We start from the raw sequence: 26,431 nt of genomic DNA, 5'->3' as shown, positions 1-26,431 counted from the left end.
AAACCCCCTCATTGCCAGCGCCCACCAGCGGCATACGACACCACTCAACCGCCGTCACCAGCTACGAACGGGGCCCGTATCCAGGTGCACGAAGTTGTCAGACGGGTAGTAACCCACCCCGCCGACCTTGAGGTTCAGGGCCGCCTTGCGCAGATGGGCCAGCTGCACGTCTGGCATGCGCACATCCACCGCCTGGCCCAGGGTGTGGTAGCTGTGCTTGGCAACCCCGCGGCTCTTGCGCCGCTTCTGGTCGTTCGTCCGTGGGGAACGGTAGCCCGAGATGAGCTGGATCTCCCCCTTGCGGCCCAGCTTGTGCTGCAGCAGGAACAGCTGATCGAACAGCTTCCTGTCGATGTTGAACACTTCATTGCGACGATAGTCGCGGAAAATGTGGTTGAGCTCCGCCAACCCGTCGTTCAGGTAGCGGCCATCTTCCCAATAACTGGCCCGCACCCGCTCGCCGGTATTGAGGTTGAAGAAGCTGAGCTCCCGCCCCGAGGTACTGCGGCTCGCCTGCGCCGGAAACGACAGCAGGCTGGCGCCCATCAGGCAGCCGGCTCCCAGCAGCAGACGGCGTCGGCTCATCTCTTGTTCCAGCATCCGTTGTCCGTCCATCTCATGGTGAATGAAAGTCATACAGAGGCCGAAACTACCTGCCGGGAAAAGCCCTGTCAAACCGCAAGCGCCCATGAAAAAGCCCGGCGCAGGCCGGGCTGTTCACTCTGTGGCGAGGATCACAACAAGCGACTCTGGTAGCTGACTCTGTCGAATCCGTAGATGTCGTTGCGCAGCTGCTGGCGACCCTCTTCATCGATCCAGCTGCTCCAGTAGACGGTGAACACCGGGATCGGGCTGGTCAGGGGCAGCCACTTGGTCTGGGTCTCTTTCAGGATGTTGGCCACCTTGTCAGGCTGATAGCGGGAGTCTGCCAGCAGCAGCTCCGCCAGATCGTCCGCGTGCTCGACCCGGATGCAGCCCGAGCTGAAGGCGCGGGCCCCCTGCTCGAACAGCGCCTTGCGCGGCGTGGAGTGCAGGTAGATGGCGTCGTTGTTCGGCAGGTAGAATTTGTAGCGGCCCAGGGCGTTGTGATCCCCCGGCTTTTGCCGCAACCGATAGGGGAAGCCGGAGGCCAGCGCCTGGTGCCAGCCATCTTCGCTGAACTGTACCGGATTGCCTTCGCCGTCGATCACCTCGAACTGTTCCCGATCCAGGTAGGCAGGATCGCGCCCGAGCTTGGGCAGGATGTCCTTGCTCAGAATGGAACGCGGCACGTGCCAGGCCGGGTTGAGCACGATGGAGCGGATCTCGCTTGCCAGGATGGGGGTGGCCCGCTGCTCCTTGCCGACGATGACCCGGCTGGTGAAGACCTCGCTGCCGGACTCCACCACGCTCAGGCGGTAATCCGGGATATTGACCAGCACATAGCGGCCGGCGAGGTGATCCACCAGATCCCGGCGCCACAGGTTGCGCAGCAGCAGACTGGCGCGCACCTCGGGCCCGGTATTGAGCCAGGTGCGGGTCTGGCGACCGATGATGCCATCGGCGGTCAGGCCATGGCGGCGCTGGAACTGCTTGATGGCCTGTTCGGTGTCCGCATCGTAGAGGGCATCCTGGTGGGTGGGAGCGCCATCCCCCAGCTCGTTGAGGATGGTGCGGATCTGGCCGAGCTCAGCCGAACTCTCGCCGGCCCTCAGGGTCGGCATCTCCAGGTTGGGCCAGCGTTTGGCCATGGGCATGGCCAGCAACTTGCGCACTTCCTCGCGCACGGCGTCATACTCCGCCACCTGGGGTCTGAGCTGCTTGACCTGATCCAGCAGGTTGTCGCCCACGGGCTCGTGGGCCAGCGGCTGGTTCAGATCGAGCTTGAGGGTCTGCATCTGCTCGCGAGCGACCAGATCCATGGCCCGCCAGGCTTGCTGGAAACGAGCCAGCTTGCCAAAGGCTTCGTCATAGAGGGCGCCGCGCCGATCCGCCGGGGCCTTCTGCAGTCGCTGCCAGAGCTGGTAGAAGTCGGGATGGAGCTGGGCCAGCACCGCCTCCTGCATCTGTTGTTCGAGCTCATGGCGCGCCTGCTCCGCTGTGCTGTTCTGATACCAGTCATGCTGAATGCTGGTACTGGCCACCACCGCCTGCTCGGGGCTTGCCTGAACCATGCTGGCCGGCCAGCAGCCAAGCCAGATGAGATTCGCCAATGCCAACCAATACTTCTTACCCATGCTTCTTACCACGCTTGCCTCAAATCGGTTCAATTCGGCCTGTCAGGCGCGACGGTCAGGTGCCCATGATGCGTGAATGCCGGCGACTTTGCTAGCGCACGGAGGTGTAGCGACGCCAGATATGCTCATGCTCCCCGCTCTCGCCCACGGCCACGATCGCCTGGTTGAATCGCTGCACAAATTCACTCGATATCGTCTTCTTGCTCAGCATGAAAGAGGTCGGCGTCTCGTAAATCCCCATGGCATGGGGAACCACCTTGTCCGACAGCCCCTCTTTTTTCAGACCCCAGGAAGTGGCCAAACTATCCCCGAGAAACCCGTCTATCCGTCCCAGCACCAGCTTGCGGTAATTCTGCACATCGTTGACCGCGCTCACCCGATCAGGATAACGACGCAGCTGCTCGGCGATGTCGGGGCCATAGTAGTAATCCCGGGTGACCCCCAGCCGGTGCCCGCGGTCCAGCCAGCGACCCAGATCCATTTCATCACCCGTATCGGGCTTGCGCACCCAGAGCGCCGTCCGGCCGGGATTGTAGGGAATGGAGAACCAGGCATAGCGCGCCCTGTCGTCGGAGAAGTAGGCCTCCATCAGGATGTCCAGCCGGCCCAGTTCCAGATCGTGCAGTCCCCGCTTCCAGGGGAGCTCCACATAGTGGAGACGGCATCCCAGCCGGGCCGAGACGGCGTTGAGGTAATCGATAGCGAACCCGCGCAACTGACGGTGTTCCCCTTCCTGCTGGTAATAGTGATAGGGCGGCCAGTCATCGAAACCGACACGAAGCGGCACAGGACAGAGGGTCTGCGCCCACAGGGATTGCAGGGGCAGGCAGCAGAGCACGCTCAGAGATAGCAGTCTCATGGGTCATCCTTGACAGCGGGACGAGCCATCTTAATGGTGGCCGCCCAAAATGGCGACAGATCCTGCCACAGCAATGGATAATTTCAGCCATTTGCCTGAGGCGGCCAAGCCCCGGGCCGGCGGGAGGCCCCGTAGAAAGGGCGACAAACCCAGGTGACAAACGGCCCCAAAGCCTCTTGGAGTACAGGGATATCAAGGGTTAATATGTGAGCAAATATATTTTTGTGATCCACTATGCTTTTTTTGCAATTGGATTAGCATATGCGCGAAATCTGCCTACCCATCTGTCAGGCGTCGAGTGAGTAATATGACCTACAAAAAGTTCGGTTTTCTGGCTGCCATCCTGGCACTGAGCGGTTTTTATCTGTACACCCTCTACCTGGCCGCTCACCCCAACGTGAGCCTGGCTTACAAGCTCTATTACCTGGAAGGCAAGACCCGCTTCTGGGAGCACAACTCCAGCATGACCTACCAGCCGGGTAACGAACTCAACCTGACCAAGCCGAGCCGCTTCCTCTCCAGCGAAGGCTGGGCCAAGAAGCCGAGCGAACAAGGCACCGAACTGAGTGGTCAGGGCGGTCTCTATTTCGTGCTGCCCAAGCAGCAGGCCCAGCCGGAGCAGCTCACCATCCAGGCCAGGATCAACAGCCCCGAAGCCGGCGCCCTGCTGAAGGTAGCCCTGGGTCACGACTTCACCACCACGGTCAAACTGGCCAAGGCGGGCATCAACGAGATCCGCCTCAGCCTGCCGGGCGACTCCCTGACCGCCGATCCCAAGCACCCCAACTTCCTGGCGCTCTCCGCCCCGACACCGCTCAACGTCCAGTCGGTGCGTCTGACCGTCGCGCAGTGAAGCTGAATTCTCAACACGCTGTTTTATAAAATAATTCTTTCAATAAGGAAGTTTCCATGTCGCATGCCGATTTTCGACTCTCTCTGGTCGTGCCCGTTTATAACGAGGAAGAGAGCATAGACGCCTTCATCAGCGCGATAGACAACGAACTGGCCCCCCTCAAAGACCGGCTTGAGATCGTGTTCGTCAACGACGGCAGCCGCGACCGCACCCGCGACGTGGTCGAGCAGGCCATCGCCCGCGATCCCCGCGTCACCCTGGTCAACCTGGCCCGCAACTTCGGCAAGGAGGCGGCCATGACCGCCGGTCTGCACCATGCCAAGGGTGATGCCATCGTGCCCATGGACGTGGATCTGCAGGATCCCCCGGCCCTCATCCTCGAATTCGTCAAGTTGTGGCAGACCGGCGACTATGACACCGTCTACGGCATCCGGGTGGATCGCAGCGCCGACACCCCCATGAAGCGCCTGACCGCCGGCGGCTTCTACCGTTTCTTCAACGCCCTCTCCACCAGCACCAAGCTGCCGGAGAACGCCGGTGACTTCCGCCTCATCGACCGCAAGGTGGTCGAGGCCATCAAGCAGCTGCCCGAGCGCAACCGCTTCATGAAAGGGCTGTTTGCCTGGGCCGGTTTCCGCGCCGTCGGCGTGCCCTACGAGCGCCCCGCCCGCCACGCCGGCGAGACCAAGTTCAACTACTGGAAGCTGTGGAACTTCGCCCTCGACGGCCTGATGAGCTTCTCCAGCTGGCCGCTGCGCGTCTGGAGCTATGTGGGGGTCGGCGTCTCCTTCATCGCCTTCCTCTATATCCTCAAGATCGTCACCCAGGTGGTCTTCTTCGGCATCGACGTGCCGGGTTACGCCTCCCTGATGTCGGTGGTGCTGTTCCTCGGCGGTATCCAGCTGCTGTCGCTGGGCATCATCGGCGAGTACATCGGCCGCATGTTCGTGGAAGTGAAGCGGCGTCCCGTCTACCTCATCGAGGGGGTCTACGGCCAGTATGCCCGCCAGGATGCCGAGCAGCCGCAGGCGCCTGCCGCGCAGCCGGATGCAGACAAGCAGGAGCCGGCGTCCCGATGATCTCCCGCGAGGAATTCTGGCGGCTGGTGCGCTTCGGTTTTGTCGGCGGGGGGGCCACCCTCGTCGATCTGGGCACCTCGGTCGCCCTGTTCCATACCTGGCCCGGCATCTCCGAGCACCTGGTCACGACCCTGGCGTTCGCCGTTGCGTTCTGGTTCTCGTTTTTCGGTCACCGCTACATCACCTTCCAGAAGCAGGGTGCCGCCAGCAAGTTCCTGCTGGTCGCACTCTTCTCCCTGGCGGTGCGTAACCTGATCCTGAGCGGCCTGCTGTTTGCAGGGCTTCAGGGCCTGCTGCCGGTGGTGATCGCCACCCTGACCGTGACCATCCTCACCTACATACTCTCCCGCGTCTGGGTATTTGCCTGATGAATGATATGACCAATACTGCCCCGCCAACCGGGGCTGCTCTCCCCTATCGCCCGTCACTGCGCATCAGCGGCCGCGACTGGCTGATGATCGTCGCCGCCTTCGTACTGAGCCGGGTGGCCCTGTACGGCATGGGCTACTTCGGTGTCCAGCTCTATGGCACCACCGACATCGGGCCGCTGCAGGCCTATTGCCAGTTCGACTGCGTCTGGTTCCAGCGCATCATCGAGAACGGCTACGACCTCTACCCGCGCTGGCTCAGCAAGGGCAATGCGGCAAACTGGGCCTTCATGCCGCTCTATCCCATGCTCGCAGGCGGGATCTCCAGCCTGTTCAACATGGAGAGCCTGTTCGGCCTGATGCTGGTGACCAACGTCGCCTTCTTCATCAGCCTGCCCCTGATGCTGCTGGTGCTGCGCCAGCTCAAGCTGGGGGACGAGACCGCCCGCTTCGGGGTCTGGCTGCTCGCCTTCTCCCCCTTCTCCGCCTACTTCGTCTCCGGTTATGGCGAGTCCATGTTCATGGCGCTGATGCTGGGCATGTTCCTGTTTGCCTATCGCGAGCAGTGGCTGATGGTGGCCTTCCTCGGCGTCTTCATCTCGGCGACCCGCAACCTGGGGGTCATGATGGTGTTCCCCGTGCTGATCCTGGCCCTGCAGGCCTACGGCTGGCGCGAGTTCTTCCGCTTCACCGAGCGGGCCTTCAAGGTGGTGTTCACCCTCTGGCTCATTCCCCTCGGCCTCTTCTCCTACATGGTCTATCTCTACCATCTGACCGGGGATGCGTTCGCCTTCAAGCACATCCAGGTCGCCTGGGGCCGCTACATGGACAGCCCGCTGGACTGGTGGCTGAGCGGCTTCGAGCTGGGCGGTCGCAAGGCCTACCTCTCCATCATGGTGATCTTCGGCTGGTGCCTGAACGGCTACCTGTTCAGCCAGAAGCGCTGGGCCGAGGCGACCCTGATGTTCATCTGCTGCACCATACCGCTGATGACGGGCCTCAACGCCATGCCCCGCTACATGTTCGGCCTCTACCCGACCCTGCTGGCCATCATATTGATGACCCATCGCTGGCCGGCCATCCGCCCGGCAGTGCTCTGCATCAGCGGCATGGTCGCCTCCTTCATCGCGGTGGCCTTCGTCAACTTCAAGTTCTTCACCGTGTGACGCTCCCCCGCACCCCACAAAGCCGGTCCACTGACCGGCTTTTTTCATGGGCGCGAATCCCGCTCACATTTTTCCATTCTTGAAAACGTAACCATTTGAACTGACGTCACAAATCGGCATCTTGCCGGTCCAAGCCCGCCGTCATGCCCCCTAGAATGAGTGCCTCAACGGACCCCAAACTCCACACTCTGCTCAAGGAATGGCCTATGCGTCTCTCTTCGCGCCCCGCTCTTCGCCCATCACCCCTGTGGCTTGCCGTGCTCGCCACACCGCTGTTCATCGGTCAGGCGATGGCCGCCCCCGAGGTCTATCTCCACGTGGATGGCAAGCCGGTGGCCGGGGCGCTGACGCTGGACAAGGGCATAATCACCCTGACCCACAGGCTGGACAAGGGCAGCCACCAGATCCGCATCAGCGATGCAGGCAACAGCTGCGGTACCAGCTTTGGGCCGACCGAGGCCAGGCCACTTCCCTTCGGCACCGCCCAGCCCATGGACAAGTGCAGCAAGGGGGCGAGCTTCAACCTGAGGGTGATGCTGGCGGGGGACTACGAGTTCACCTTCAACCCGGATACCCCCAGCCTCAAGGTGCTGCGGGCGACCAAGAAGAGCGAGTTCAAACGCCAGCCCCCGGAAGAGCCCTGCATCAGCTGGGATGGCGGCCCGGTGACGACCTTACTCAAGGGGGTCTGGCCAGACGGCACCCGGCTGCGAGATGCCTACTCGGGACAGGAAGTCGTGGTTAAGGGCGGCAAGGTGACCCTGACGCCGAGCAAGGAGAGCGGCGGCCTCCTGCTGCTCGAACCGGTCAAGGCCGCCAAGGCCGCCCCCTTCAGCTGGGATCAGGCGAGCGTCTATTTCCTGCTGACCGACCGCTTCCACAACGGCGATCCGGCCAATGATCACAGCTTCGGCCGCCAGAAGGATGGACAGGACGAGGTGGCCACCTGGCACGGCGGCGACTTCAAGGGGCTGACCGAGAAGCTCGACTACATCAAGCAGCTCGGCATCAACGCCATCTGGATCACCCCCATGGTGGAGCAGGTTCACGGCTTCATCGGCGGTGGCGAGCAGGGCAACTTCCCCTTCTACGCCTATCACGGCTACTGGGCCCTGGACTTCACCAGGATTGACCCCAACTACGGCGACGAGGAGAGCCTCAGGACCCTGGTGGACGAGGCCCACAAGCGCGGCATGCGGATCATCCTGGATGTGGTGATGAATCACGCGGGCTACGCCACCCTGGCGGATCTGCAGGATCTGGGGCTCACCGATCTCACCCAGAACACCGGCACGCTGCCGACCCGCTGGAACGAATGGCGCCCGAGCGGCGGCCTCAACTGGCATGGCTACAACCAGTTTATCGACTACCAGTCAAGCGAGTGGAGCAAGTGGTGGGGGCCCGACTGGGTGCGGGCCGGTCTGCCCGGCTACCCCCAGCCCGGCACCGACGACGTCACCGGCTCGGTGGCCGGGCTGCCGGACTTTCTGACCGAATCCACCAGACCGGTGGGCTTGCCGCCGCTGCTGGCCGCGAAAAAAGACACGCGGGCCAAGGCCCTGCCCGACGCCACCGTGAGCGATTACCTCATCGCCTGGCACACCGACTGGGTGCGCCGCTTTGGCATCGACGGCTTCCGGGCCGACACCGTCAAGCACCTGGAGCCCGCGGTCTGGGCCAAGCTCAAGCAGGCGGGCACCGCCGCGCTCAAGGAGTGGAAGGCCGCCAACCCGGACAAGGCTCTCGATGACCTCCCCTTCTACATGGTGGGCGAGGTGTGGGATCACGGGGTCGCCAAGGACTTCTGGTATCAGAACGGCTTCGATTCCCTCATCAACTTCGACTACCAGCGTGAATTCGCCCTGCCCCAGGCCCAGTGCATGGCAGGCGCCGAGCCCACCTATGCCGGCTACGCCAGCCGCATCAACCAGGATCCCGAGTTCAACGTGCTGAGCTACATCAGCTCCCACGACACCAAGCTCTTCTTCGGCGACTACCAGGACGTGCCGCTGCAGCGCCGGGTCGCGAGCAGCTTCATGATGCTGCCGGGGGGCATCCAGATCTACTACGGGGACGAGTCGGGCCGTGGGCTCGCCAAGGACGGCGGCGTGTTCGATCAGAGCGTGCGCTCGGACATGAACTGGCAGGAGCTGGCAAGCGGCGAGAAGGCCGGGCTGGTCAAACACTGGCAGCGCCTCGGCCAGTTCCGCGCCGCCCACCCGGCCATTGCGGCGGGCAGCCACCAGAAGATCTCCGATACCCCCTACAGCTTCGTGCGGGAGAAAGGGGAGGACAAGGTAGTGGTGGTCTTTGCCGGCCGGCAGAAATAAGGCTGAGTACACGCAAAAGGGGGGAGCCATGAGCTCCCCCTTTTTCGCTTCATTCCCGCCGGTTACTCCGGGTGACGGGCCGCCACCGGCCACTGCAGGCGCGCCTTGAGCAGGGTCTCCTGCCACAGGGGCCAGGCCAGCAGGGCCTGCTGATAGGCGCCGGCCTGACCGGGCAACAGGATGCCGTAGCTCGCCAGCCGGTAGGCCATCACCGCATAGAAGGCATCCAGGATGCCCGCCTCGTCGAAGTAGAAGGCGCCCCTGGCCTGGGACCAGATCGTCTGCAACCGGGCCAGCTCGCCGAGGGTCTCCACCGGTGGCTCGCTCTGGGTCGGCGCGCCGAGGAAGAAGGGGAGCAGGCTGCGGATCTGGCCAAAGCCCGCGTGCAGCTCGGCGCACAGGCTGCGAGAGAGCGCCCGCTCGGCCCGCTCGGTCGGGTAGAGGCGACGCTCCGGACACAGCTCGTGCAGGTACTCGGCGATGGCCAGGGAGTCGTGGATGCGCAGCGCCCCGTCATCGAGCCAGGGCACCAGGCCGGCCGGTGCCACCCGCTTGAGCCGTTGCAGCGCCCTGGTATCCTCCAGATCGAATACCTGCTCCTGCCACTCCAGACCGCTCATGGCCAGCACCAGTGCGGCCCTCATCGCCCAGGTGGAGCCCGTGCCCACCGTCAATACCAGAGATCCCATCTATTGCCTCCTGCATGGGTTGTTCATGACCCGGTATCGGCCAGGCAGGCACGACATCCGATGGCCGCCTCACATTTGCACACCCGCGGGTTTGACCCACCTGGGGAGCAGTGCTAGTTTGATTTTTCAAAACAATCAGTTAGCAACAATGTGAGCAATGGACAGCCAATTTACCATCGTCATCGCAGATGACCACCCCCTGTTTCGGGGAGCCCTCTATCAAGCGGTGCACATGGCCATCGACGACGCCAGGCTGCTGGAAGCGGACTCCATCGACAGCCTGAGTCACCTGCTCGCCGAGCACCCGGACGTCGACCTGCTGCTGCTGGATCTCAAGATGCCCGGGGCCAACGGGTTCGAGGGGCTGGCCTATCTGCGCGGCCACCATCCGGATCTGCCCATCGTCGTGGTCTCGGCGTCGGAAGATCCCGCCATCATCCAGCAGGTGCTGCGCCTCGGGGCCCTGGGGTTCATTCCCAAGTCCGTCCCCATGAAGGAGCTGGTCAACGCCCTCAATACGGTGATCGGGGGGGACAACTGGGTGCCCGAGGGTATCTCCCTCCACCCCGAGCCCGTCGACGGCCCGGATTTCGCCAGCAAGTTGGCCAGCCTCACTCCCCAGCAGTACAAGGTGCTGATCATGCTGCGGGACGGCAGCCTCAACAAGCAGATCGCCTGGGAGCTCAACGTCTCCGAGGCCACCATCAAGGCGCACATCACCGCGATTTTCCGCAAACTCGGCGTCAAGAACCGCACCCAGGCGGTCATCGCCTTGCAGCAGATGGGCATCAAGGACGACTGAGCCTCCGTGTACCAAAGGCGCACATCCCCGATGTCCTTCCGCAAACTCGGCGTCAAGAACCGCACCCAGGCGGTCATCGCCCTGCAGCAGATGGGCATCAAGGACGACTGAGCCTCCGTGTACCAAAGGCGCACATCCCCGATGTCCTTCCGCAAACCCGGCGTCAAGAACCGCACCCAGGCGGTCATCGCCCTGCAGCAGATGGGCATCAAGGACGACTGAGTTTTTTCCCGGCTGCGCCATCTCACCACCGTCCTTCGCAAGCCAGACGCCAGAAACCGCACCCTGGCGCCCTGAGTGCGGCCTTTGCTCCTCGACAAATAGCACGGTCGTACTTTATGCTGCCACTCTTCATCGAAGGAGAGCAGGATGAGCAAGGGGCGCCTGACCCGTGACACGATTTTGCAGACCGCGTTTGAGCATGCGAGCCAGCAGGGGCTGGAGAGCCTGACCATAGGCTCGCTCGCCGCCGCCTGCGAGATGTCCAAGAGCGGTCTGTTCGCCCACTTCCAGTCCCGCGACAACCTGCAGATCGCCGTGCTCACCCATTCCGCCGAGGTGTTTCGGGAGCGGGTGATCCAGCCGGTGCGCCAGCAGCAGCACCAGACCCAGCAGGCAAAGCTGCTCGCCCTGCTGCAGGCCTGGCTGGCCTGGAACCAGAGCTTCGCCGGACGCTGCATGTTCCTCGACGCCTGGACGTCGGCCCAGGAGGGGGAGGTCCAGCAGGCCGCCCGCCGGCTGGTGCGCTTCTGGCTCGATTACCTGGCTCGCCAGGTGGTGCAGGGGCAGGCCAGGGGGGAGTGGCGCGCCGATCTCGATCCCTGGCGCGCGGTCTACCGCCTCTATGGCCTCTATCTGGGGGACCAGGTGTTCCATGCGCTGGATCTCAGCCAGGATCCGGGCCGCCACTTCTGGCCCGAGGTGGAACTGTTGCTGGCCAGCTGGCACTGAGTATCGACACTGATTTTTAAAAACCGACAAAAAAGCACGACCGTTCGCACATAAAAACAACAGGACCATCATGAGCAGCAAGATCTACTTCAACACCCGCCGCTTCAGCCCGAGCAAGTTGCTGCTGGGTCTCGGCACCCGGTTGCATCACGCCCTGGCGCCCGCCCATGCCAGGCGCACCGCCAGCAAGCTGCTGCTCACTCCGCAGCGCCCCGCGAGGGATACGCCACCACCGGCCGGCCTGGTGCAGCAGGCCATCCACACCGGCGAGGGTACCCTGATGAGCTACCGGCTCGGCCAGGGACCGGTCTGGCTGCTGATGCACGGCTGGTCTGGCAGCGCCAGCCAGTTTTATCCCCTGATGAGCCATATCGCCGCCCAGGGCTACACGGCGCTCGCCTATGATCACCCCGCCCACGGCCAGAGCGAGGGGAAAACGGGACACCTGCCCCGCTTCGTGCGCGCCTTCGACGAGATCCTCGAGCGCGTCGGCCCGATTCAGGGGGTCATCACCCACAGCATGGGGGGCGCCGTTACCCTCAGCAGCCGTCACCCCGCCCTCGACGGGCTGCCGCTGCTGCTCATCTCCCCCGTGCTCGACTACGTGCCCCAGCTCTACGGCATGGTGGCCCGCTCCGGCTACTCCATCCGGCTGTTCGATGCGGTGGTCAAGGAGATAGAGCATGAATATCAGCACCCGCTCAGCACCGTGGACCCCCTTGGCCGGCTCGCCAGCCGAGCGGGGGCCGCCATCATAGTCCACGACGAGGAGGACAGGTTTGCCCCGCACCGGGATTCCCAGCGCGCGGTGGAAGATGGCCGCACCCGGCTGGTGAGCACCCGGGGCCTCGGCCATGGGCGCATCCTGGCGAGCCCCCCCGTCTTCGCCGCCTTCGACCAGCTGAGCCAGCCCCTTGCCCGGGACTGAGTTAAAAACGGGCTGCAAAAAATGCGCGCGCGGCCCATTTTTATCCGCGATACAGCGTCTTATAGTTAAATTGCGCGGTGGCAACCCGCCCTGGCGATCACAATAAGGCGCACCATCATGGCCAGACCCAATACAGCACTTCTGTTGACCGGTGGCGGTGCTCGCGCCGCCTATCAGGTCGGCGTCCTCAAGGCGGTGGCCGAGCTCTACCCCCGCAACATCGGCATCCCCTTCCCCATCCTGTGCGGCACCTCGGCAGGGGCCCTCAACATCACGGCTCTGGCGTGCTACGCCTCCTGCTTCCACCTGGGGGTGCGCAAGCTGGAGTGGGTCTGGCGCCGTTTCGAGACCCACCACATCTTCGACTTTCACCCCTGCCAGCTGCTGTGGCGCACCCTCTATCAGGGCTCGGCCGGCCTCATCACGCCCCAGAGCAACCGGGCCTTCCACCTGTTCGACAACGCGCCCCTGCGCCGCCTGCTGGATCAGCTCATCGACTACCATCGCATCGACGACAACATCCTCTACGGCAGCCTGGAGGCGATCGCCATCACCGCCTCCGACTACGACGACGGACTCTCCACCACCTTCTTCCAGGGGCGGGCCGAGCATCAGCCCTGGGAGCGGGCCAGGCGACGCGGCTTGCGCACCCTGCTCACCTCGGATCACCTGATGGCCTCCGCCGCCCTGCCCTTCGTCTTTCCGGCCACCGCCATCGGGGACAGGGTCTATGGCGACGGTTCCATCCACCAGCTGAGCCCGCTCAGCCCCGCCATCCACCTGGGGGCGGAGCGGATCCTGCTGGTGACCCTGGACTCACCCCACGAGGAGAATCCGACTCCCCGTCAGGGGCACCTGACCAGCTCCAACATCGCCGGCCACCTGCTCAACACCATCTTCTCCGACACCCTGAACTCGGATCTGGAGCGCCTCGGGCGTATCAACCAGACTCTCTCCCTCATTCCGGCCCGGGAGCGCAGCCGCCTGAAACTGCGCCAGGTGGAGACCTGCGTCATCCGCCCGAGCCAGGATCTGGATCTCATCGCCCTCGATTATCTGCCGAGGCTCCCGACCCAGCTGCGGCGTCTGCTGCGGGTGCTCGGGGTCAACGGTGAGGAGAGCAGCAGCCTGGCCAGCTTCCTGATGTTTGATCCCGGCTATTGCCAGCGTCTGATCAAACTGGGCTACCAGGATGCGCTGGCGCAGCGCCAGCGCATCGAAGACTTTCTGGACCTGCCCGGGCAAAAAGAGGAGGCCCGCCTGCGCGAGGGCGCCTGAGCCCCGGGGCCTTGGCGCAAACTAAGCCTAGCGCCCCTCCAGCAGGCGCTGCTCTGCCTGCTCCATGGCGACGGCGGTTCCGAAGAGCACCAGGGTATCCCCCGCCAACAGCCGCAAATCCGCCCTGGGCTCCAGACTGCGCTCCCCGCGATGCACCGCCTTTATCCGCACCTCGTCCAGGACGAGCTCCCGCACCCTGCGCCCCACTGCCCAGGCCTGATCGTGCAGCAGTACCGGGTGCAGCCGTTCCAGCAGCTGATCCGTCTCCAGGTTGCCGGCACTCTGGCCTCCCCAGTAGAAGCCGTGCAGGAAGCGGTACTGGCTGCTGCGCTCGTGCTCCATCCGCCGGATCACCCGGCCGATGGGGATGTCGCAATTGACCAGCAGGTGGGAGACCAGCATCAGGGCCCCCTCCTGGGATTCGGGGATCACCTCGAAGGCGCCGGCCTGCTTGTAGTGTTCGAGGAAGCTGTCGTCCCGGGTGCGCACCAGCACCTTGAGATCCCCCGCCAGCTCCCGAATGAGCGTCAGCATGGCGTCGACCCGCTTGCGATCGTCGAAGGTGATGATCACCAGCCTCGCCCGCAGCAGGCCGGCGGCCAGCAGGATGTCGCGGCGGCTGGCATCGCCGAACGCCACCTGCTCGCCCGCCTGCTTGGCCTCACTCACCCGCTCGGGGTCCAGATCCAGCGCGAGAAAGGGGATCTCCTCGAGCTTGAGAAAACGGGCGCAGGTCTGCCCGGTGCGGCCGAACCCGGCGATGATGACGTGCTGGTGCTTGCTCAGCCCCGACTGGGCGACCTCGGAGCGGGAGAGCAGGGACGCATCGGTGAGGGAGCGGGCCAGCCCCTGGGCCCGCAGCACCAGCCAGGGAGTGAGGGCGATGGAGATGACGCCGATGCCGATGAGCAGGGAGACCAGGCGGTGATCCAGCAGGCCATGGTGGCTCGCCAGCGCCAGCAGCACGAAGCCGAACTCCCCCACCTGGCTCAGCATGATGCCGGCGGCCATGGCGTCGCGCTTGCGCTCCCCCATCAGGCGCCCCGCCAGCAGGACCAACAGCGACTTGCACAGGATGAGGCCGGCCACGCACAGCAGCAGCTGCCACCAGGCCCCCGCCACCAGCGTCCAGTCCATGGTCATGCCGATGGTGATGAAGAAGAGCCCCATCAGCACGTCCCGAAACGGCTTGATGTCCACCTCCAGCTGGTGGCGATAGTGGGACTCCCCCAGCATCATGCCCGCGAGAAAGGCCCCCAGCGCCATGGAGAGCCCCATCCACTGGGTGAGGGAGGCGGCCAGCAAGGCCACCAGCAGGGTGCAGAGCACGAAGAGTTCGTCGGAGCGAGCCCGCGCCACCTCGTGAAACACCATGGGCAGCAGCCACTTGCCCACCGCCAGCAGGACCGACAGGGCGAGCAGCCCCTTGAGCGATGCCCAGGCCACCTCCGCCAGCAGGGCGCTACCCTGCACCTCGGGCCGGGCCAGTATGGGGATCATCACCAGCAAGGGCACCACGGCGAGATCCTGGAACAGCAGGACGCTCACTCCGAGCTGGGCCCGCCGGGTATGCATCTGTTTGAGCTCGCCGAGCTGTTTGATCACCACGGCGGTGGAAGAGAGTGCCAGGGTGCCCGACACCACCAGCGACTGGGGGAGGCTCAGCCCCCACCACCAGGCGAGCAGAAAAAACAGCAACGAGGTGAACAGCACCTGCAGACTGCCGACCCCCAGCACCAGCTTGCGCATGGCGAGCAGGCGTGGCAGCGAGAATTCGAGGCCGAGGGAGAACATCAGAAAGACGATGCCAAGCTCCCCTATGGTCTGCATCATGGCCTGCCCGGTGACGATGGCCGCCCCATGGGGACCGAGCAGCATGCCGACGAACAGATAGGCGAGGATCACCGGCTGGCCGAGGCGCCGGAAGATGGCCACCAGCAGGACTGCAAACAGCAGCAGGATCAACACGTCTGTGTACACTCATCCCTCCCTTTTTGTTGTGGATGGCCCGGCTGCCAGGGCCTCCGGGGACGTCGAGGCGACACGCTCCCGCCCCTTCTGACGCCATCGGGCTGGTGCCTGAAGGGAGAACCCCCCCTTCATTTTCCTTCCCGTTTCATCCCGTTAAGCCTAGCCAGCCCTTTTGTTTGGCATCGGACATATTTTGGGCACAAGGATTGCAGGAACCCGCCCAACGAGTAGAGAGGTGTAAGGGCTGCAAGGTGGAAAACACATCGTCATTGAACGGCTTCGGACATGGCATAGAGCAGTGGGTACAGCAGATGGAGCGGCTTGCGCCCCTGAGCGGCCAGGATGGCTATCAGCAGCTCGAGCAGTTGCTGGTACAACGGGATCTTGACGCCCTGCTGGCAATCTTTGCCGCGCGGGTGGCAAGCATTGTCCGGATCCATACGCTCCATTTCGACTGCGGCCAGCCTCACGCTCTCATCTCTCGCCCCCCCCAGGCCAGACTGGTGCTGCACAGCTATCGCTTCGAGCTGCGGGGCCAGCACGAACAGTTGCTCGGCCAGCTGCAATACGAGCTGGAACAGCCCCTGGGGGATGGCCAGCGCCGGCAGCTGGAGCAGTATCACCGGCTGCTTTGCCTCCCCTTGCCGCTCTATCTGCGACTGGCTCAGCTGGAGCGCCAGGTACGACTCGATCACCTGACCGGGCTCGGCAATCGCGCCTACTTCGACGAGGCCATCGGCCGGGCGGTGGAACAGCACTGCCGGGAGCCCCACGGCCTGGTGCTGGTGCTGCTGGATCTCGATCGCTTCAAGCAGGTCAACGACACCTGGGGGCACCCGGTGGGCGATCTGGTGCTGAGCCGCTTCGCCCAGCTGCTGCAGGGGTGCATTCGCGGCACGGACCAGGCGTTTCGCCTCGGCGGGGATGAGTTCGCCCTGCTGCTGCAACCCGCCGATCCCGAGGCCTGGCGTCCGGTCTGGCTGCGGCTGCAACATGTGCTGCAGAGCCACAAGGAGCTCAGCGCCTTCTCGGTGGGATGCAGCCTGGGGGCCGCGAGCTGGCACGCCGGCATGGATGTGGAGCGGCTCTACGGGGCGGCGGATGCCCACCTCTACGCCCGCAAGAAAGCCGGGGGAACCGGCACCCCCGACTAGGGGCCAGGGCGTCCCCTGTCAGGGCCGCCCTTCATGACTCGCCCTATATCTCACCGTCCACGGGGGCGGCTCGCCGCCACTCCCATCCCACCCCGCCTTCCGGCGTCATAAATCCGTCACAGACGAAGAGCCCGGCCACCAGAGCAGCCTGCTCCCCGTAATAGAGGATGGGAATGCGCCCCCGCAGCCAGGAGGGAACCCCGTACTCCTGCAGCAGCTTCTTGAGCCGCCGGCTCCCCCCTCGTCCTGTCGGCTTGAGCATGCTGCCGGGCGCCACCTGGAAGCGTATCGAGAGCGGCTCGTCCGCCCGGGGCGCCCGCAGCCCCTCCCCGCCCGATGACCACAACCTGAACGTCCCCAGACCATCCGGCAGGGGGACAGCCTCCCCGAGTCGGATGGGCAACACCTCCTCACGGGGCGCGAGATCCGGCGCCACCAGATGCAGTCTCCCCTGATGGCGGCGGCACTCCAGCCCCTGCAGGCCCAGCCTGGGGTTGGCGTCGTCCCGCGCCAGCGCCACCTCCTGCCACAGCAGACCGAGCAGCTCCCGGGACGGCATCTCCCCCCCCTGGCGGCGGATCCAGTAACGCAGCAGGTTGTTGCGACGGGCTGCGGATAATGCATGCAGAGGGGCGATGCGCAGCGCCTCCCCCTCACCGGCCCGTTGCCAATCCGACTCGGCCAGTTCGTTTATCAGCACCTCCTGCTCGGCACAGATCGCCATGGTACGCGCCGCCGTCTGGGCCATGGCGGGCCAGCGCGCCTTGAGGAGCGGGATGAGCTGCTGGCGCAAGAAGTTGCGGTCATAGCGGGTGTCCTGGTTGCTCTCGTCCTCCACCCAGCCATGGGGCAGGGTGGCGGCTGCATCGGCCAGCTCGGCCCGGCTCACCTCGAGCAAGGGGCGCAGCAACAGACCACAGGCAAAGGGCTGGCTCGGCACCATGCCCGCCAGACCGCGCAGGCCGGCGCCACGCTTGAGCGCCAGCAGCAGGGTCTCCAGCTGATCGTCCTGATGGTGGGCCGTGAGCAGCCACTCCCCCTCCCCCAGATGAGCGGCAAGGCTCTGATAGCGGGCCTCGCGGGCCTGTGCCTCCAGGCTGTCCCCACTGCCCCGTTGCAGCTGCACCCGCGCAGTGATGAGCGGCACCGCCAGTTGCTGGCACACCCCTTCGCAGTGGGCCACCCACTCGTCGGCATTTGGGCTCAGGCCGTGGTGCACGTGCAGGGCGCGCAGGGCAAGGCCGTGCTCCCGGGCGAAGCGGGCCGCCAGCACCAGCAGCACGGTGGAATCGAGCCCGCCGCTGAAGGCCACCAGCAGGCCACGGGAACCTTCCGGCGCGGGCAGGGTCTGACAAAAACGAGAATAAATACGAGAAATCATAGGCTTCCCCAATACGACCTGGCCGATCTTAGCAGAGTCGGGCTTATCAAGCGCTAACCCGACTGCTAGAGTGAGGCGCTCCCTGCGTGGGCAAGGAAGCCGTATAACCCGAATTGGAATCCAACATAATGAACAACAAGAAAAGCATACTGGCCGCCCTCGTCGGGCTGGCCCTGCTGGCCGGTTGCAGTCAGGCACCGGATGGCGCAGACAAGCACTCCGGCCTCGCGCTGGCCAACATGGACACCAGCGTCAAACCCGGTGACGACTTCTTCCGTTATGTGAACGGCCACTGGCTGGCCACCGCCAAGATCCCGGACGACAGGCCCGCAGACGGTGCCTTCTACCTGTTGCGGGACAAATCCCTGGCGGACGTGCGGGTGCTGGTGGAAGGGCTGGACGGCAAGGCCGCCGCCGGCACCCCGGCCCAGCAGATCCGCGATCTCTACCAGAGCTACCTGGATAAGAAGACCCGAGATGCCAAGGGGACTACCCCCCTGCTGCCCATGCTGAGCGCCATCGACCGTATCGGCAGCAGCCAGGAGCTCGCCCGCGCCTTCGCCCAGAGCGCCCGCACCGGTGGCAACGCCCCCTTCGGCTTCTGGATAGACGCGGACGCCAAGGCGCCGGACAGCTATGCAGTCTACCTCTACCAGTCCGGGCTCGGCCTGCCGGACAGGGACTACTACCTCAAGACCGACGCCAACAGTCAGGCGCTCTTGCAAAAATACGAGCAGCACATCGCCGCCATGCTGGCCCGCTTCGGTGAGGCGGATGCGGGGGCCAAGGCCAAACGCATCCTGGCCCTCGAGACGGCGATCGCCCGCATCCAGTGGGACAACGTGGCCCTGCGGGATCGGGAGAAGAACTACAACAAGGGGCCAGTGAGCGAACTCAAGCGCCTCGCCCCCGCCATCGACTGGGACGCCTATCTCGGCCAGGCCGGCCTCGCGGGACAGCAGAGCCTGGTCATCGGTCAGCCGAGCTACCTCGCGGCCCTGAACGGCCTGATGGCGCAGACCCCCATGGGCGACTGGCAGGCTTACCTCAAGTGGCAGCTCATCACCGATTACGCCCCCTACCTCGACAGCCAGACCGATGATCAGAGCTTCGCCTTCTTCGGCACCACCCTGAGCGGCACGCCCAAGCAGCGCGCCCCCTGGGAGAGGGCCCTCGGCGTGCTGGACAACAACCTGGGGGAGGCGGTGGGCAAGCTCTACGTGGAGCGCTACTTCCCGCCAGCGGCCAAGGCCCGCATGGAGCAGCTGGTGGAGAACCTGCGCACCGCCTACGGCCAGAGCATCCAGGAGCTGGACTGGATGTCGCCGGCGACCAAGGCCCAGGCCCTCGAGAAGCTCGCCAAGTTCAGGCCCAAGATAGGCTATCCGGACAAGTGGAAGGACTACAGCGCCATCGAGATCCGATCCGATAATCTGGTGGGCAACCTGCTGCGCGCCCGCGCCTTCGAATACGCCGACAACCTGGCGCGCCTCGGCAAGCCGGTGGACAGGGACGAGTGGCACATGTCACCCCAGACCGTGAACGCCTACTACAACTCGAGCAACAACGAGATCGTCTTCCCTGCCGCCATCTTGCAGCCTCCCTTCTTCGACATGACGGCGGATGACGCGGTCAACTACGGTGCCATCGGCGGGGTGATCGGCCACGAGATGGGCCACGGTTTTGATGATCAGGGGGCCAAATCCGACGGCGACGGCGTGATGCGCGACTGGTGGACGCCGGCCGATCTCAAGGAGTTCAGGTTCCGCACCAGCCGGCTGGTGGCCCAGTACAACCGCTTCGAACCCATCAAGGGCCAGTACGTCAACGGCCAGTTCACCCTGGGGGAGAACATCGGCGATCTCGGCGGACTCACCATCGCCCACAAGGCCTACCTGCTGTCCCTGGATGGCAAGGAGGCCCCGGTGCTGGACGGCTTCACCGGTGAGCAGCGCTTCTTCCTCGGCTGGGCCCAGGTGTGGAAGGGCATGTATCGCCCCGAGCTGATGCAGATGCTGCTCGCCTCGGATCCCCACTCGCCGCCCGAGTACCGGGTCAACGGTGTGGTACCGAACATCCCCGCCTTCTACGAGGCGTTCAACATCCAGCCGGGTGACAAGCTCTATCTGGACCCGGCCAAACGGGTCAAGATCTGGTAATGATGGCCCCGATGAGGGGCGGATGACGCAGGCCGACGGGGATTGCCCGGCCGGCCCGCACAGTGACACAGGTGGCGGGCAGCCGCCACCGCAGTAACAAGGGTCAAACCGATGAAAGCCTTGCTCATGACACTCGGCCTGCTCACCCTGCCCCTCGCCAGCCAGGCGGCGGACGGGTTCTTCAAACAGCTGACGCTCCCCTCAGGCCAGGTAGTGACCGTCAGCGAGGGGCGCGGCGAGCCGGCCTCCACCGGCAGTTACGACGTGCGCCTCTACTCCGGCGCCAACCCCCAGTTCCCGCTGGATCAGTTCATCGACGGCAAGGTGCTGCCCCGCGATGGCAGCATCAAGGAACTCAAGCTGCTGGATCTCGACGGCGACAAGCAGCCCGAACTCATCGTCGTGATCGAGAGTGCCGGCAGCGGCAGCTACCTGAGCGCCGACGCACTCACCATCAAGCCCCGGGAGGGGCTGGAGAGCTTCAACCACGTGGAGGGGCTGGCCCCCAAGGACGATGTGATAGAGGCCCTCAAGACCCCTCACGACTGATCCCCCCATCACCACGCCCCGCCCAGCGGGGCGTTTTTTTTCCGCGCCTTCCGATGCGGCGCCCACAGCCCCCCATACCACGGATAGACGCTCATTTTTTATGCGCTTATAATCGCCGCACCGTGCCATAACGAAACACAAGGAGGTAAAAATGGTTATCCAAGCGTGTCCGATGTTCTCGGCTCGCCTGTTCGGCACATTTGCCTGCTCTTGCCTGCATACCATCGCGCTGCGATAGCGGGTTCGAGCAAAGCCGACTCCCTTCCATACCGAGACCTTTCTCGACTCTGCCGTTGTCGCCAGCGCTCCTGATGACAGGGATCTTCGATCCCGCGATTTAAGAGAGCAAGAGCATGACAACCCTGATGAGTACCCATTCCCTGCAGATGAGTGCGGGGCACCTTCCGTTATTTGACCACCTCGAACTCGGCATCCGCGCAGGCGACCGGCTCGGCCTGATTGGCGCCAACGGCTGCGGCAAGAGCACATTGCTGGCGCTGCTGGCGGGCGAGCGCACGCCCCAGGCCGGTCGGGTCGTGCAGGCCGCTGCCTGCCGCTGCGAGTTCGTGGCCCAGCAACTGCCCGCCAGGCTTTCCCCCCTCAGCACCCGCGCCGTGCTGCTGGATGCCCTGGGCAACGACCCCGCCGCCGAGTGGCAGGTGGACAAGCTGCTGGCCGAGCTGCAGCTGGAAGCCCAGGCCGCGCTGCCGGTCAGTGCCCTGAGCGGCGGCCAGCACAGCCGGCTGCAGATAGGGCGCGCTCTGCTGCGTCAACCCAACCTGCTGCTGCTCGATGAGCCCAGCAACCACTTGGACTTGCCCGCCCTGCTCTGGCTCGAGCAGTTTCTGCTGGGCTGGCGCGGCGCCTTCGTGCTGGTCTCCCACGACGCTCGCCTGCTGGACAGGGTCACCGAGCAGACCCTGATCCTGCGAGATGGCCAGCTGCACCGTTTCGCCCTGCCCTGCAGCCAGGCCAGAGCGACCCTGGCCGCCGAGGATGAGCAGACCCGCCTGCGCCGGGCGGACGAGCAAAAAGAGATCGACCGCCTGAGCGCCAGCAGCAAGCGCCTCGCCATCTGGGGGCGGGAGCATGACAACGAGAAGCTGGTGCGCCAGGCCAAATCCATGGAAAAACGCATCGCCCGCCTGCAGGAGGAGCAGAGCCAGGTCGCGGCGCTAGCCCCCTGGCGGCTCGAGCTGCGCGGGCTGAGCCTGCCTGCCGACACCCTGCTGCGGCTGGAGGCCCTCGACGTGGCGCCGGCACCGGCATTGCCGCCGCTGCTGCGGGCCGAAGGGCTCTGGCTGCGGGCGGGTGACAGGGTCGCCCTGCTCGGTGCCAACGGCACCGGCAAGTCCTCCCTGCTGCGCCAGTGCTGGCGCGAGCGGGCTGCGCAGAGCCCGCAGGCGGGCTGGTACTGCCACCCCGGCGCCAGCATCGCCTATTACGATCAGTCCCTGCAGCAGCTGGCTGACGACGCCACCCTGAGCGACGCGCTGTACCACCTGGCCCCTCTGCCTGAGGTGACGAGGCGACAGGCGCTGATCCGGGCGGGCTTCCCCTATGCCCGCCACGGCCAGCAGGTGCGCACCTTGAGCGGCGGCGAGCGGGCACGGCTGCTGTTTCTCGCCCTGTCCCTCGGCAGCCACCACATGCTCTGGCTCGACGAGCCCACCAACCACCTGGATCTGGCGGGCAAGGAGGAGCTGGCCGAGGCCATCGCCGCCTTCCCGGGGGGCGTGCTGCTGGTCTCCCACGATCGGGAGCTGATCGAGCGCAGCTGCAACCGCTTCTGGCTGATCAGGGACGGGCGCATCCACGAGGCTCACAGCGCCGAGCGGGCCTATGCCGAGCTGCTGGGCGACCCGCCCTTGCCGGCAGCAGACAAGGCAAGCCTGGCCGACCCCGCCATGGGGCAGACCCCGGCCGGCCCGACGGATGACGAAGAGGCTCTGCTGGCGCGCTGGTATGAACTCGATGCCCTGCTCGCCGCCGATCTGGCCCGCAAGCCCAGGCACCAGACCCCGCGCCTGCAGCAGCAGTGGCGTGACGAGCTGGCACGCCTTGCCGACCTACTCGACCTTGCCTGACGCCAGCCAGCATCATCCATCCTTTAACACTCAACTCACGCGGCCAGCCACGGCTGGCCGCAAGGAACCATCATGACTGACTCAATGTTTCCCGAGATCCGGCTCGATCCCGTCACCGACGCTGACCTGCCCCACATCTACCGCGGCCTTTCCGATCCGCGGGTCGTCGCCTACTACGGCGTCAGCTACGACAGCCTGACGGCCTGCCAGGTCCAGATGGATTGGTATGCCGAGCTGACCCGCACCGGCCGTGGCGCCTGGCACCTGGTACGCGACCGGCGCACCAGCGAGCCGCTCGGCGCCATTGGCTACAACGATGCCGACCCCACTCACCGGCGGGCCGAGCTGGGCTACTGGCTCTATCCCGAGCATTGGGGCAAGGGGGTGATGAGCGCGGCGCTGCAACTGTGGCTGCCGCTCACTTATCGCACCACAGCGCTGCACCGGCTGCTGGCGGTGGTGGAGGAGCCCAACCTCCCCTCCGCCCGCCTGCTGGAGCAGGCCGGCTTTCACTACGAGGGCACGGCGCGGGAGTGCGAACGAAAGGGGGACGGTTTCATCTCCCTGCGCCACTACGCCATCTTGCGAAGCGACCTGCCAGCCCGCCGCTGAACGGCAACAAAAAGCCCCGCAGTGCGGGGCTTTTTTCGGGGGTTACTTGATGGCGCAGACGTCGCCAGCCAACGTGCGGCGGCGTCTGCGTCGCCACAGGGAGAAGAGACCATACCCCGCGCTCAGCGCCACCGCATAGAGCACCTGGGAGGCGAGGGCCACCAGCACGGCAAGGCAGAGCATAGCGCTCACCCCCGCCAGCCCCTTGCCGACCCCGCCGAGCAGGCGCCAGCCCGCCGCCATGCAGAGCAGGTAGACCAGCACGAAGTTGCCGTTGGCATAGCGGATGAGTTCGTCGAGGGGCAACCGCAGCCAGAGGATCAGGGTGATGGAGACGAAACAGATGGCGAGCACCCAGGCAAGGGCATGGAGAGGGGCGCCCCGGGCCGAGAGCCGGGCCAGGGAGGCGGGCAGCTTGCCCTCCCGCGCCATGCTCCAGATAAGCCGGGCGAAGCCTTGCAGGTAGATGTTGATGCTGGCGAAGCAGGAGAGGTAGCCGAGCACCGCCACCAGCCACTTGGCGGTGGGACCGAACAGCAGGGAGAGCAGGGCCGGGATGGCGGTGGCATTGGTCGCCTCGTCCCCGTAGAGACCGTATTTCAGCACCACCAGGGAGTGCACCCAGTAGATGAGCCCCGCCAGCAGCACGCCGCCCAGCAGGGCCAGCGGATAGTCCCGCTCTGGCCGCTTGAACTCCTCCCCCATGTGGGCGAAGGCCTCGAGCCCCACGAAACACCAGAACATCACCGCCAGGGCCGAGCCCATGGCGGGCCACTCGCTCGCCGTCGGCAACGGCTGATCCGCGTCGCGCCAGCTCAGATCCCCCTTGAACCAGATGAGCAGGGTGAGCCCCAAAATGGCGAGCGCGATCAGCAGTTGCAGGTTGCCGGAGGAGCGCGCCCCGCGCAGCCCCAGCAGGAAGACCCCGAGCAGGGTGAGCAGCTGGATGCCCCACAGGGTCCACTCCCCCATGTCGAACAGGGCGTGCCAGAAACCGGCGGCGATGGTGAGGGCGGCGGGCAGGCCCACCGGCAGCACCGCCAGAAACAGGAAGGCGGAGAAGCGCTCGGCGCCGTTGCCAAAGGCAAGGCCAATCAGATGGGGGGCGCCTCCCGCGTGGGGATAACGACGGCCGAGGCGGGCGAAGGTAAAGGCGATGGGCAGCACCAGCGCAATCAGCAGCAACCAGGCCCAGAGGGACGCCCCGCCCGCCAGGGAGGCGGCCGTCGCTGGCACCACGAAGATCCCGGTGCCGAGCAATGAGGTGGCGAGCAGCCCCATCCCCTGCCAGAGCCCGAGATCCTTTTTCAACCCAGACATATCCTTTTGTCCTGTCTAGAAAAACATCCCGCCATGTTAGGCCTCCCTCGCCCCTTTGTTAAGCACTCTGCGCCGCAAACAACAAAGCCGCCTCTGGCGAGGCGGCTTTTTCATTCAACGGATTGACCGGCGTTATCAGGCAATCAGCTTGTAGAGGATACCGGACATGGCGATGAGGCCGATGAGGGTCACGAAGCCGTTGCTGAGGTTGCCAGCATATTTGCGCATGGCCGGCACCTTGGCGATGGCGTACATGGGCATCAGGAACAGCAGCATCGCGATGATGGGGCCGCCCAGGTCTTCAATCATGCCGAGGATGCTCGGGTTGATGGTGGCCACGGCCCAGGTGGTCAGGATCATGAAGATCGCGGTCACCTTGTTCAGTTGCTTGACGTCGACGTTCTTGCCCTTCTCGCGCAGGGACTTGGCCATTAGGCCGTTCATGCCTTCTTGCGCACCCAGGTAGTGACCCAGGAAGGACTTGCTGATGGCAACCATGGCAATCAGCGGCGCCACGGTGGCGATCACCGGGTTGTCGAAGTGGTTGGCCAGGTAGGAGAGGATGGAGATGTTCTGCTCCTTGGCGGCCGCCAGATCGGCCGGGGAGAGGCTCAGCACGCAGCTGAACACGAAGAACATCACTGTCATCACCATCATGACGTGGGCGCCCAGCAGAATGTTGCTGCACTTCTTCTCGGCGTTCTCACCGTAACGACCCTTGTTGTCCACCGCGAAGGAGGAGATGATCGGGGAGTGGTTGAAGGAGAACACCATGACCGGGATGGCCAGCCACAGGGTCTTGAGGAAGTCGCCGTTGAAGGCATCGCCCAGCGCCGGTGCTTCGGTGATGATGGCACCGTTCCAGTGCGGGATCAGGTAGAGCGCCAGGCCCATCAGGGTCAGCACGAACGGGAAGACCAGCACGCTCATCGCCTTGACGATGACCTGACCGCCGAGGCGGACGATGGCCATCAGACCCAGGATCAGCGCCAGGGAGAGGATGGCACGGGGAGGAGCAGTCATGCCCAGCTGGTGCACCATCAGGCTCTCGACGGTGTTGGTGATGGCGACCGAGTACATCAACAGGATGGGGTAGATGGCGAAGAAGTAGAGCAGGGTGATGAACTTGCCTGCGGTCTTGCCGAAGTGCTCTTCCACCACCTCGGTGATGTCGCCATCACGGGTGGAGCCGGACAGCACGAAGCGGGTCAGGCCGCGGTGGGCGAAGAAGGTCAGCGGCAGGGCCAGGATCAACATGGCGACCAGCGGCCACAGGCCACCTACACCGGCATTGATCGGCAGGAAGAGGACACCGGCACCGATGGCGGTACCGTACAGACCCAGCATCCAGACCACATCGGCCTTGTTGATGCCACGGGAGGAGGCTTTGCTTAAGCTGCCTTCAACTGCAATGTTCATGTCAGACATAGGGGTGTTCCTGTCATCAAGGAAAGTGGAATCTCGTTGCTTATTGGCCATCTGGCCGGTTCCTCGTCCCTGGAACTGCTGCTGTTCATCCCTGTGGTTGTGCTCTCACGCCAGGGCAATGGGGCCATCGCGTCCCGCGACAACCGAATTGCAACATACTGCGGCATGAAATCCTGAACCTGATGGCGGCGCCTTCCGTCGTTAACAAGCTGACAACGGTCGCCTCATCCGATGAGCAGACTCTAGTTAAA

The 26,431-nt window shown here is 64.7% G+C and carries 22 protein-coding genes and 1 pseudogene; 15 read left to right on the top strand and 8 right to left on the bottom strand.

Annotation, left to right across the window (positions count from 1 at the left end):
- Positions 1 to 54 precede the first annotated feature (54 nt).
- The 3 genes from BN1136_RS17325 to BN1136_RS17315 all read right to left on the bottom strand — a co-directional run bounded on the left by BN1136_RS17325 (position 55) and on the right by BN1136_RS17315 (position 3,075).
- Positions 55 to 600 carry a peptidoglycan L,D-endopeptidase MepK gene (locus BN1136_RS17325; RefSeq protein ID WP_043758792.1) on the bottom strand — a complete coding sequence of 182 codons (546 nt, stop codon included), beginning with the start codon at positions 598 to 600 and terminating at the stop codon, positions 55 to 57.
- A 134-nt stretch (positions 601 to 734) separates the two neighbouring features.
- Positions 735 to 2,216, bottom strand: a complete 1,482-nt coding sequence (locus BN1136_RS17320; protein ID WP_043758791.1) for a L,D-transpeptidase family protein — start codon at positions 2,214 to 2,216, stop codon at positions 735 to 737.
- 91 nt (positions 2,217 to 2,307) lie between these two features.
- Positions 2,308 to 3,075 carry a substrate-binding periplasmic protein gene (locus tag BN1136_RS17315; protein ID WP_043758789.1) on the bottom strand — a complete coding sequence of 256 codons (768 nt, stop codon included), beginning with the start codon at positions 3,073 to 3,075 and terminating at the stop codon, positions 2,308 to 2,310.
- Positions 3,076 to 3,382: 307 nt separating this feature from the next.
- On the opposite strand from BN1136_RS17315, the gene BN1136_RS17310 reads away from it, so the two are divergent.
- The 5 genes from BN1136_RS17310 to BN1136_RS17290 all read left to right on the top strand — a co-directional run bounded on the left by BN1136_RS17310 (position 3,383) and on the right by BN1136_RS17290 (position 8,871).
- Positions 3,383 to 3,928, top strand: coding sequence for a hypothetical protein (locus BN1136_RS17310; protein ID WP_042074263.1), 546 nt, complete (start codon positions 3,383 to 3,385; stop codon positions 3,926 to 3,928).
- Between the two features lie 56 nt (positions 3,929 to 3,984).
- The gene (locus tag BN1136_RS17305; RefSeq protein WP_043758784.1) at positions 3,985 to 5,007 is read left to right on the top strand and encodes a glycosyltransferase family 2 protein; all 1,023 of its coding nucleotides are present in this window, start codon (positions 3,985 to 3,987) and stop codon (positions 5,005 to 5,007) included.
- On the top strand, positions 5,004 to 5,375 hold the full coding sequence (locus BN1136_RS17300; RefSeq protein ID WP_043758782.1) for a GtrA family protein: 372 nt from the start codon (positions 5,004 to 5,006) through the stop codon (positions 5,373 to 5,375). Before BN1136_RS17305 ends, BN1136_RS17300 begins: the two co-directional genes overlap by 4 nt.
- Entirely contained in the window at positions 5,375 to 6,541 is a 1,167-nt protein-coding gene (locus BN1136_RS17295) for a membrane protein (RefSeq protein ID WP_043758781.1), read from the top strand. Before BN1136_RS17300 ends, BN1136_RS17295 begins: the two co-directional genes overlap by 1 nt.
- A gap of 206 nt (positions 6,542 to 6,747) precedes the next feature.
- Entirely contained in the window at positions 6,748 to 8,871 is a 2,124-nt protein-coding gene (locus BN1136_RS17290) for an alpha-amylase (RefSeq protein ID WP_043758778.1), read from the top strand.
- A 62-nt stretch (positions 8,872 to 8,933) separates the two neighbouring features.
- On the opposite strand, the gene BN1136_RS17285 is transcribed toward BN1136_RS17290, so the two are convergent.
- On the bottom strand, positions 8,934 to 9,560 hold the full coding sequence (locus BN1136_RS17285) for a glutathione S-transferase N-terminal domain-containing protein (RefSeq protein ID WP_043758776.1): 627 nt from the start codon (positions 9,558 to 9,560) through the stop codon (positions 8,934 to 8,936).
- Between the two features lie 157 nt (positions 9,561 to 9,717).
- On the opposite strand from BN1136_RS17285, the gene BN1136_RS17280 reads away from it, so the two are divergent.
- The 5 genes and pseudogenes from BN1136_RS17280 to BN1136_RS17265 all read left to right on the top strand — a co-directional run bounded on the left by BN1136_RS17280 (position 9,718) and on the right by BN1136_RS17265 (position 13,519).
- Positions 9,718 to 10,362, top strand: a complete 645-nt coding sequence (locus BN1136_RS17280; RefSeq protein WP_043758774.1) for a response regulator transcription factor — start codon at positions 9,718 to 9,720, stop codon at positions 10,360 to 10,362.
- Between the two features lie 36 nt (positions 10,363 to 10,398).
- Positions 10,399 to 10,473 (top strand): annotated as a pseudogene (locus BN1136_RS20320) (DNA-binding response regulator); the annotation flags it as partial.
- A gap of 258 nt (positions 10,474 to 10,731) precedes the next feature.
- On the top strand, positions 10,732 to 11,313 hold the full coding sequence (locus BN1136_RS17275) for a TetR/AcrR family transcriptional regulator (protein ID WP_043758772.1): 582 nt from the start codon (positions 10,732 to 10,734) through the stop codon (positions 11,311 to 11,313).
- A gap of 70 nt (positions 11,314 to 11,383) precedes the next feature.
- Positions 11,384 to 12,241 carry an alpha/beta hydrolase gene (locus BN1136_RS17270; protein ID WP_043758768.1) on the top strand — a complete coding sequence of 286 codons (858 nt, stop codon included), beginning with the start codon at positions 11,384 to 11,386 and terminating at the stop codon, positions 12,239 to 12,241.
- 117 nt (positions 12,242 to 12,358) lie between these two features.
- Complete coding sequence (locus BN1136_RS17265) at positions 12,359 to 13,519, top strand: patatin-like phospholipase family protein (RefSeq protein ID WP_043758766.1); 1,161 nt, start codon at positions 12,359 to 12,361, stop codon at positions 13,517 to 13,519.
- Between the two features lie 27 nt (positions 13,520 to 13,546).
- Here the strand turns inward: BN1136_RS17265 and BN1136_RS17260 are convergent, their stop codons facing one another.
- Positions 13,547 to 15,499, bottom strand: coding sequence for a monovalent cation:proton antiporter family protein (locus BN1136_RS17260; RefSeq protein ID WP_043758764.1), 1,953 nt, complete (start codon positions 15,497 to 15,499; stop codon positions 13,547 to 13,549).
- A gap of 242 nt (positions 15,500 to 15,741) precedes the next feature.
- Between BN1136_RS17260 and BN1136_RS17255 the strand changes: the two genes are divergently transcribed.
- Complete coding sequence (locus BN1136_RS17255) at positions 15,742 to 16,644, top strand: GGDEF domain-containing protein (RefSeq protein ID WP_043758762.1); 903 nt, start codon at positions 15,742 to 15,744, stop codon at positions 16,642 to 16,644.
- Between the two features lie 43 nt (positions 16,645 to 16,687).
- On the opposite strand, the gene tilS is transcribed toward BN1136_RS17255, so the two are convergent.
- On the bottom strand, positions 16,688 to 18,025 hold the full coding sequence (gene tilS / locus BN1136_RS17250; RefSeq protein WP_043808984.1) for a tRNA lysidine(34) synthetase TilS: 1,338 nt from the start codon (positions 18,023 to 18,025) through the stop codon (positions 16,688 to 16,690).
- A gap of 128 nt (positions 18,026 to 18,153) precedes the next feature.
- Between tilS and BN1136_RS17245 the strand changes: the two genes are divergently transcribed.
- From BN1136_RS17245 to BN1136_RS17230, 4 genes are all read left to right on the top strand, one after another.
- Positions 18,154 to 20,184 (top strand): M13 family metallopeptidase, encoded by a 2,031-nt coding sequence (locus BN1136_RS17245; RefSeq protein WP_043758761.1) that lies wholly within the window; start codon positions 18,154 to 18,156, stop codon positions 20,182 to 20,184.
- Between the two features lie 111 nt (positions 20,185 to 20,295).
- On the top strand, positions 20,296 to 20,733 hold the full coding sequence (locus BN1136_RS17240) for a PliI family lysozyme inhibitor of I-type lysozyme (protein WP_043758760.1): 438 nt from the start codon (positions 20,296 to 20,298) through the stop codon (positions 20,731 to 20,733).
- Between the two features lie 353 nt (positions 20,734 to 21,086).
- The gene (locus BN1136_RS17235) at positions 21,087 to 22,820 is read left to right on the top strand and encodes an ABC-F family ATP-binding cassette domain-containing protein (protein ID WP_043758758.1); all 1,734 of its coding nucleotides are present in this window, start codon (positions 21,087 to 21,089) and stop codon (positions 22,818 to 22,820) included.
- 72 nt (positions 22,821 to 22,892) lie between these two features.
- A complete protein-coding gene (locus tag BN1136_RS17230; protein WP_043758757.1) occupies positions 22,893 to 23,432 on the top strand; it encodes a GNAT family N-acetyltransferase in 540 nt (179 codons plus the stop codon).
- Positions 23,433 to 23,474: 42 nt separating this feature from the next.
- Here the strand turns inward: BN1136_RS17230 and yjeH are convergent, their stop codons facing one another.
- Together yjeH and BN1136_RS17220 are read right to left on the bottom strand one after the other, a co-directional pair.
- Positions 23,475 to 24,752: an L-methionine/branched-chain amino acid transporter gene (gene yjeH, locus BN1136_RS17225; RefSeq protein WP_043758754.1), complete on the bottom strand. Its 1,278-nt coding sequence runs from the start codon at positions 24,750 to 24,752 to the stop codon at positions 23,475 to 23,477.
- Between the two features lie 135 nt (positions 24,753 to 24,887).
- Entirely contained in the window at positions 24,888 to 26,180 is a 1,293-nt protein-coding gene (locus tag BN1136_RS17220; protein WP_043758752.1) for an HAAAP family serine/threonine permease, read from the bottom strand.
- Between the last annotated feature and the right edge of the window lie 251 nt (positions 26,181 to 26,431).

Source organism: Aeromonas taiwanensis (assembly GCF_000820165.1).
GTDB classification, from domain to species: domain Bacteria; phylum Pseudomonadota; class Gammaproteobacteria; order Enterobacterales; family Aeromonadaceae; genus Aeromonas; species Aeromonas taiwanensis.
Note: the sequence above shows the minus strand (reverse complement) of the source record. Positions and strands in the feature narration are given on the sequence as shown.

What these genes read in the sequence shown, in the direction of transcription:
- BN1136_RS17325 (WP_043758792.1), bottom strand. Translation starts at nt 600, where the DNA reads ATGCTGGAACAAGAGATGAGCCGACGCCGTCTGCTGCTGGGAGCCGGC.
- BN1136_RS17320 (WP_043758791.1), bottom strand. Translation starts at nt 2,216, where the DNA reads ATGGGTAAGAAGTATTGGTTGGCATTGGCGAATCTCATCTGGCTTGGC.
- BN1136_RS17315 (WP_043758789.1), bottom strand. Translation starts at nt 3,075, where the DNA reads ATGAGACTGCTATCTCTGAGCGTGCTCTGCTGCCTGCCCCTGCAATCC.
- BN1136_RS17310 (WP_042074263.1), top strand. Translation starts at nt 3,383, where the DNA reads ATGACCTACAAAAAGTTCGGTTTTCTGGCTGCCATCCTGGCACTGAGC.
- BN1136_RS17305 (WP_043758784.1), top strand. Translation starts at nt 3,985, where the DNA reads ATGTCGCATGCCGATTTTCGACTCTCTCTGGTCGTGCCCGTTTATAAC.
- BN1136_RS17300 (WP_043758782.1), top strand. Translation starts at nt 5,004, where the DNA reads ATGATCTCCCGCGAGGAATTCTGGCGGCTGGTGCGCTTCGGTTTTGTC.
- BN1136_RS17295 (WP_043758781.1), top strand. Translation starts at nt 5,375, where the DNA reads ATGAATGATATGACCAATACTGCCCCGCCAACCGGGGCTGCTCTCCCC.
- BN1136_RS17290 (WP_043758778.1), top strand. Translation starts at nt 6,748, where the DNA reads ATGCGTCTCTCTTCGCGCCCCGCTCTTCGCCCATCACCCCTGTGGCTT.
- BN1136_RS17285 (WP_043758776.1), bottom strand. Translation starts at nt 9,560, where the DNA reads ATGGGATCTCTGGTATTGACGGTGGGCACGGGCTCCACCTGGGCGATG.
- BN1136_RS17280 (WP_043758774.1), top strand. Translation starts at nt 9,718, where the DNA reads ATGGACAGCCAATTTACCATCGTCATCGCAGATGACCACCCCCTGTTT.
- BN1136_RS17275 (WP_043758772.1), top strand. Translation starts at nt 10,732, where the DNA reads ATGAGCAAGGGGCGCCTGACCCGTGACACGATTTTGCAGACCGCGTTT.
- BN1136_RS17270 (WP_043758768.1), top strand. Translation starts at nt 11,384, where the DNA reads ATGAGCAGCAAGATCTACTTCAACACCCGCCGCTTCAGCCCGAGCAAG.
- BN1136_RS17265 (WP_043758766.1), top strand. Translation starts at nt 12,359, where the DNA reads ATGGCCAGACCCAATACAGCACTTCTGTTGACCGGTGGCGGTGCTCGC.
- tilS (WP_043808984.1), bottom strand. Translation starts at nt 18,025, where the DNA reads ATGATTTCTCGTATTTATTCTCGTTTTTGTCAGACCCTGCCCGCGCCG.
- BN1136_RS17245 (WP_043758761.1), top strand. Translation starts at nt 18,154, where the DNA reads ATGAACAACAAGAAAAGCATACTGGCCGCCCTCGTCGGGCTGGCCCTG.
- BN1136_RS17240 (WP_043758760.1), top strand. Translation starts at nt 20,296, where the DNA reads ATGAAAGCCTTGCTCATGACACTCGGCCTGCTCACCCTGCCCCTCGCC.
- BN1136_RS17235 (WP_043758758.1), top strand. Translation starts at nt 21,087, where the DNA reads ATGACAACCCTGATGAGTACCCATTCCCTGCAGATGAGTGCGGGGCAC.
- BN1136_RS17230 (WP_043758757.1), top strand. Translation starts at nt 22,893, where the DNA reads ATGACTGACTCAATGTTTCCCGAGATCCGGCTCGATCCCGTCACCGAC.
- yjeH (WP_043758754.1), bottom strand. Translation starts at nt 24,752, where the DNA reads ATGTCTGGGTTGAAAAAGGATCTCGGGCTCTGGCAGGGGATGGGGCTG.
- BN1136_RS17220 (WP_043758752.1), bottom strand. Translation starts at nt 26,180, where the DNA reads ATGTCTGACATGAACATTGCAGTTGAAGGCAGCTTAAGCAAAGCCTCC.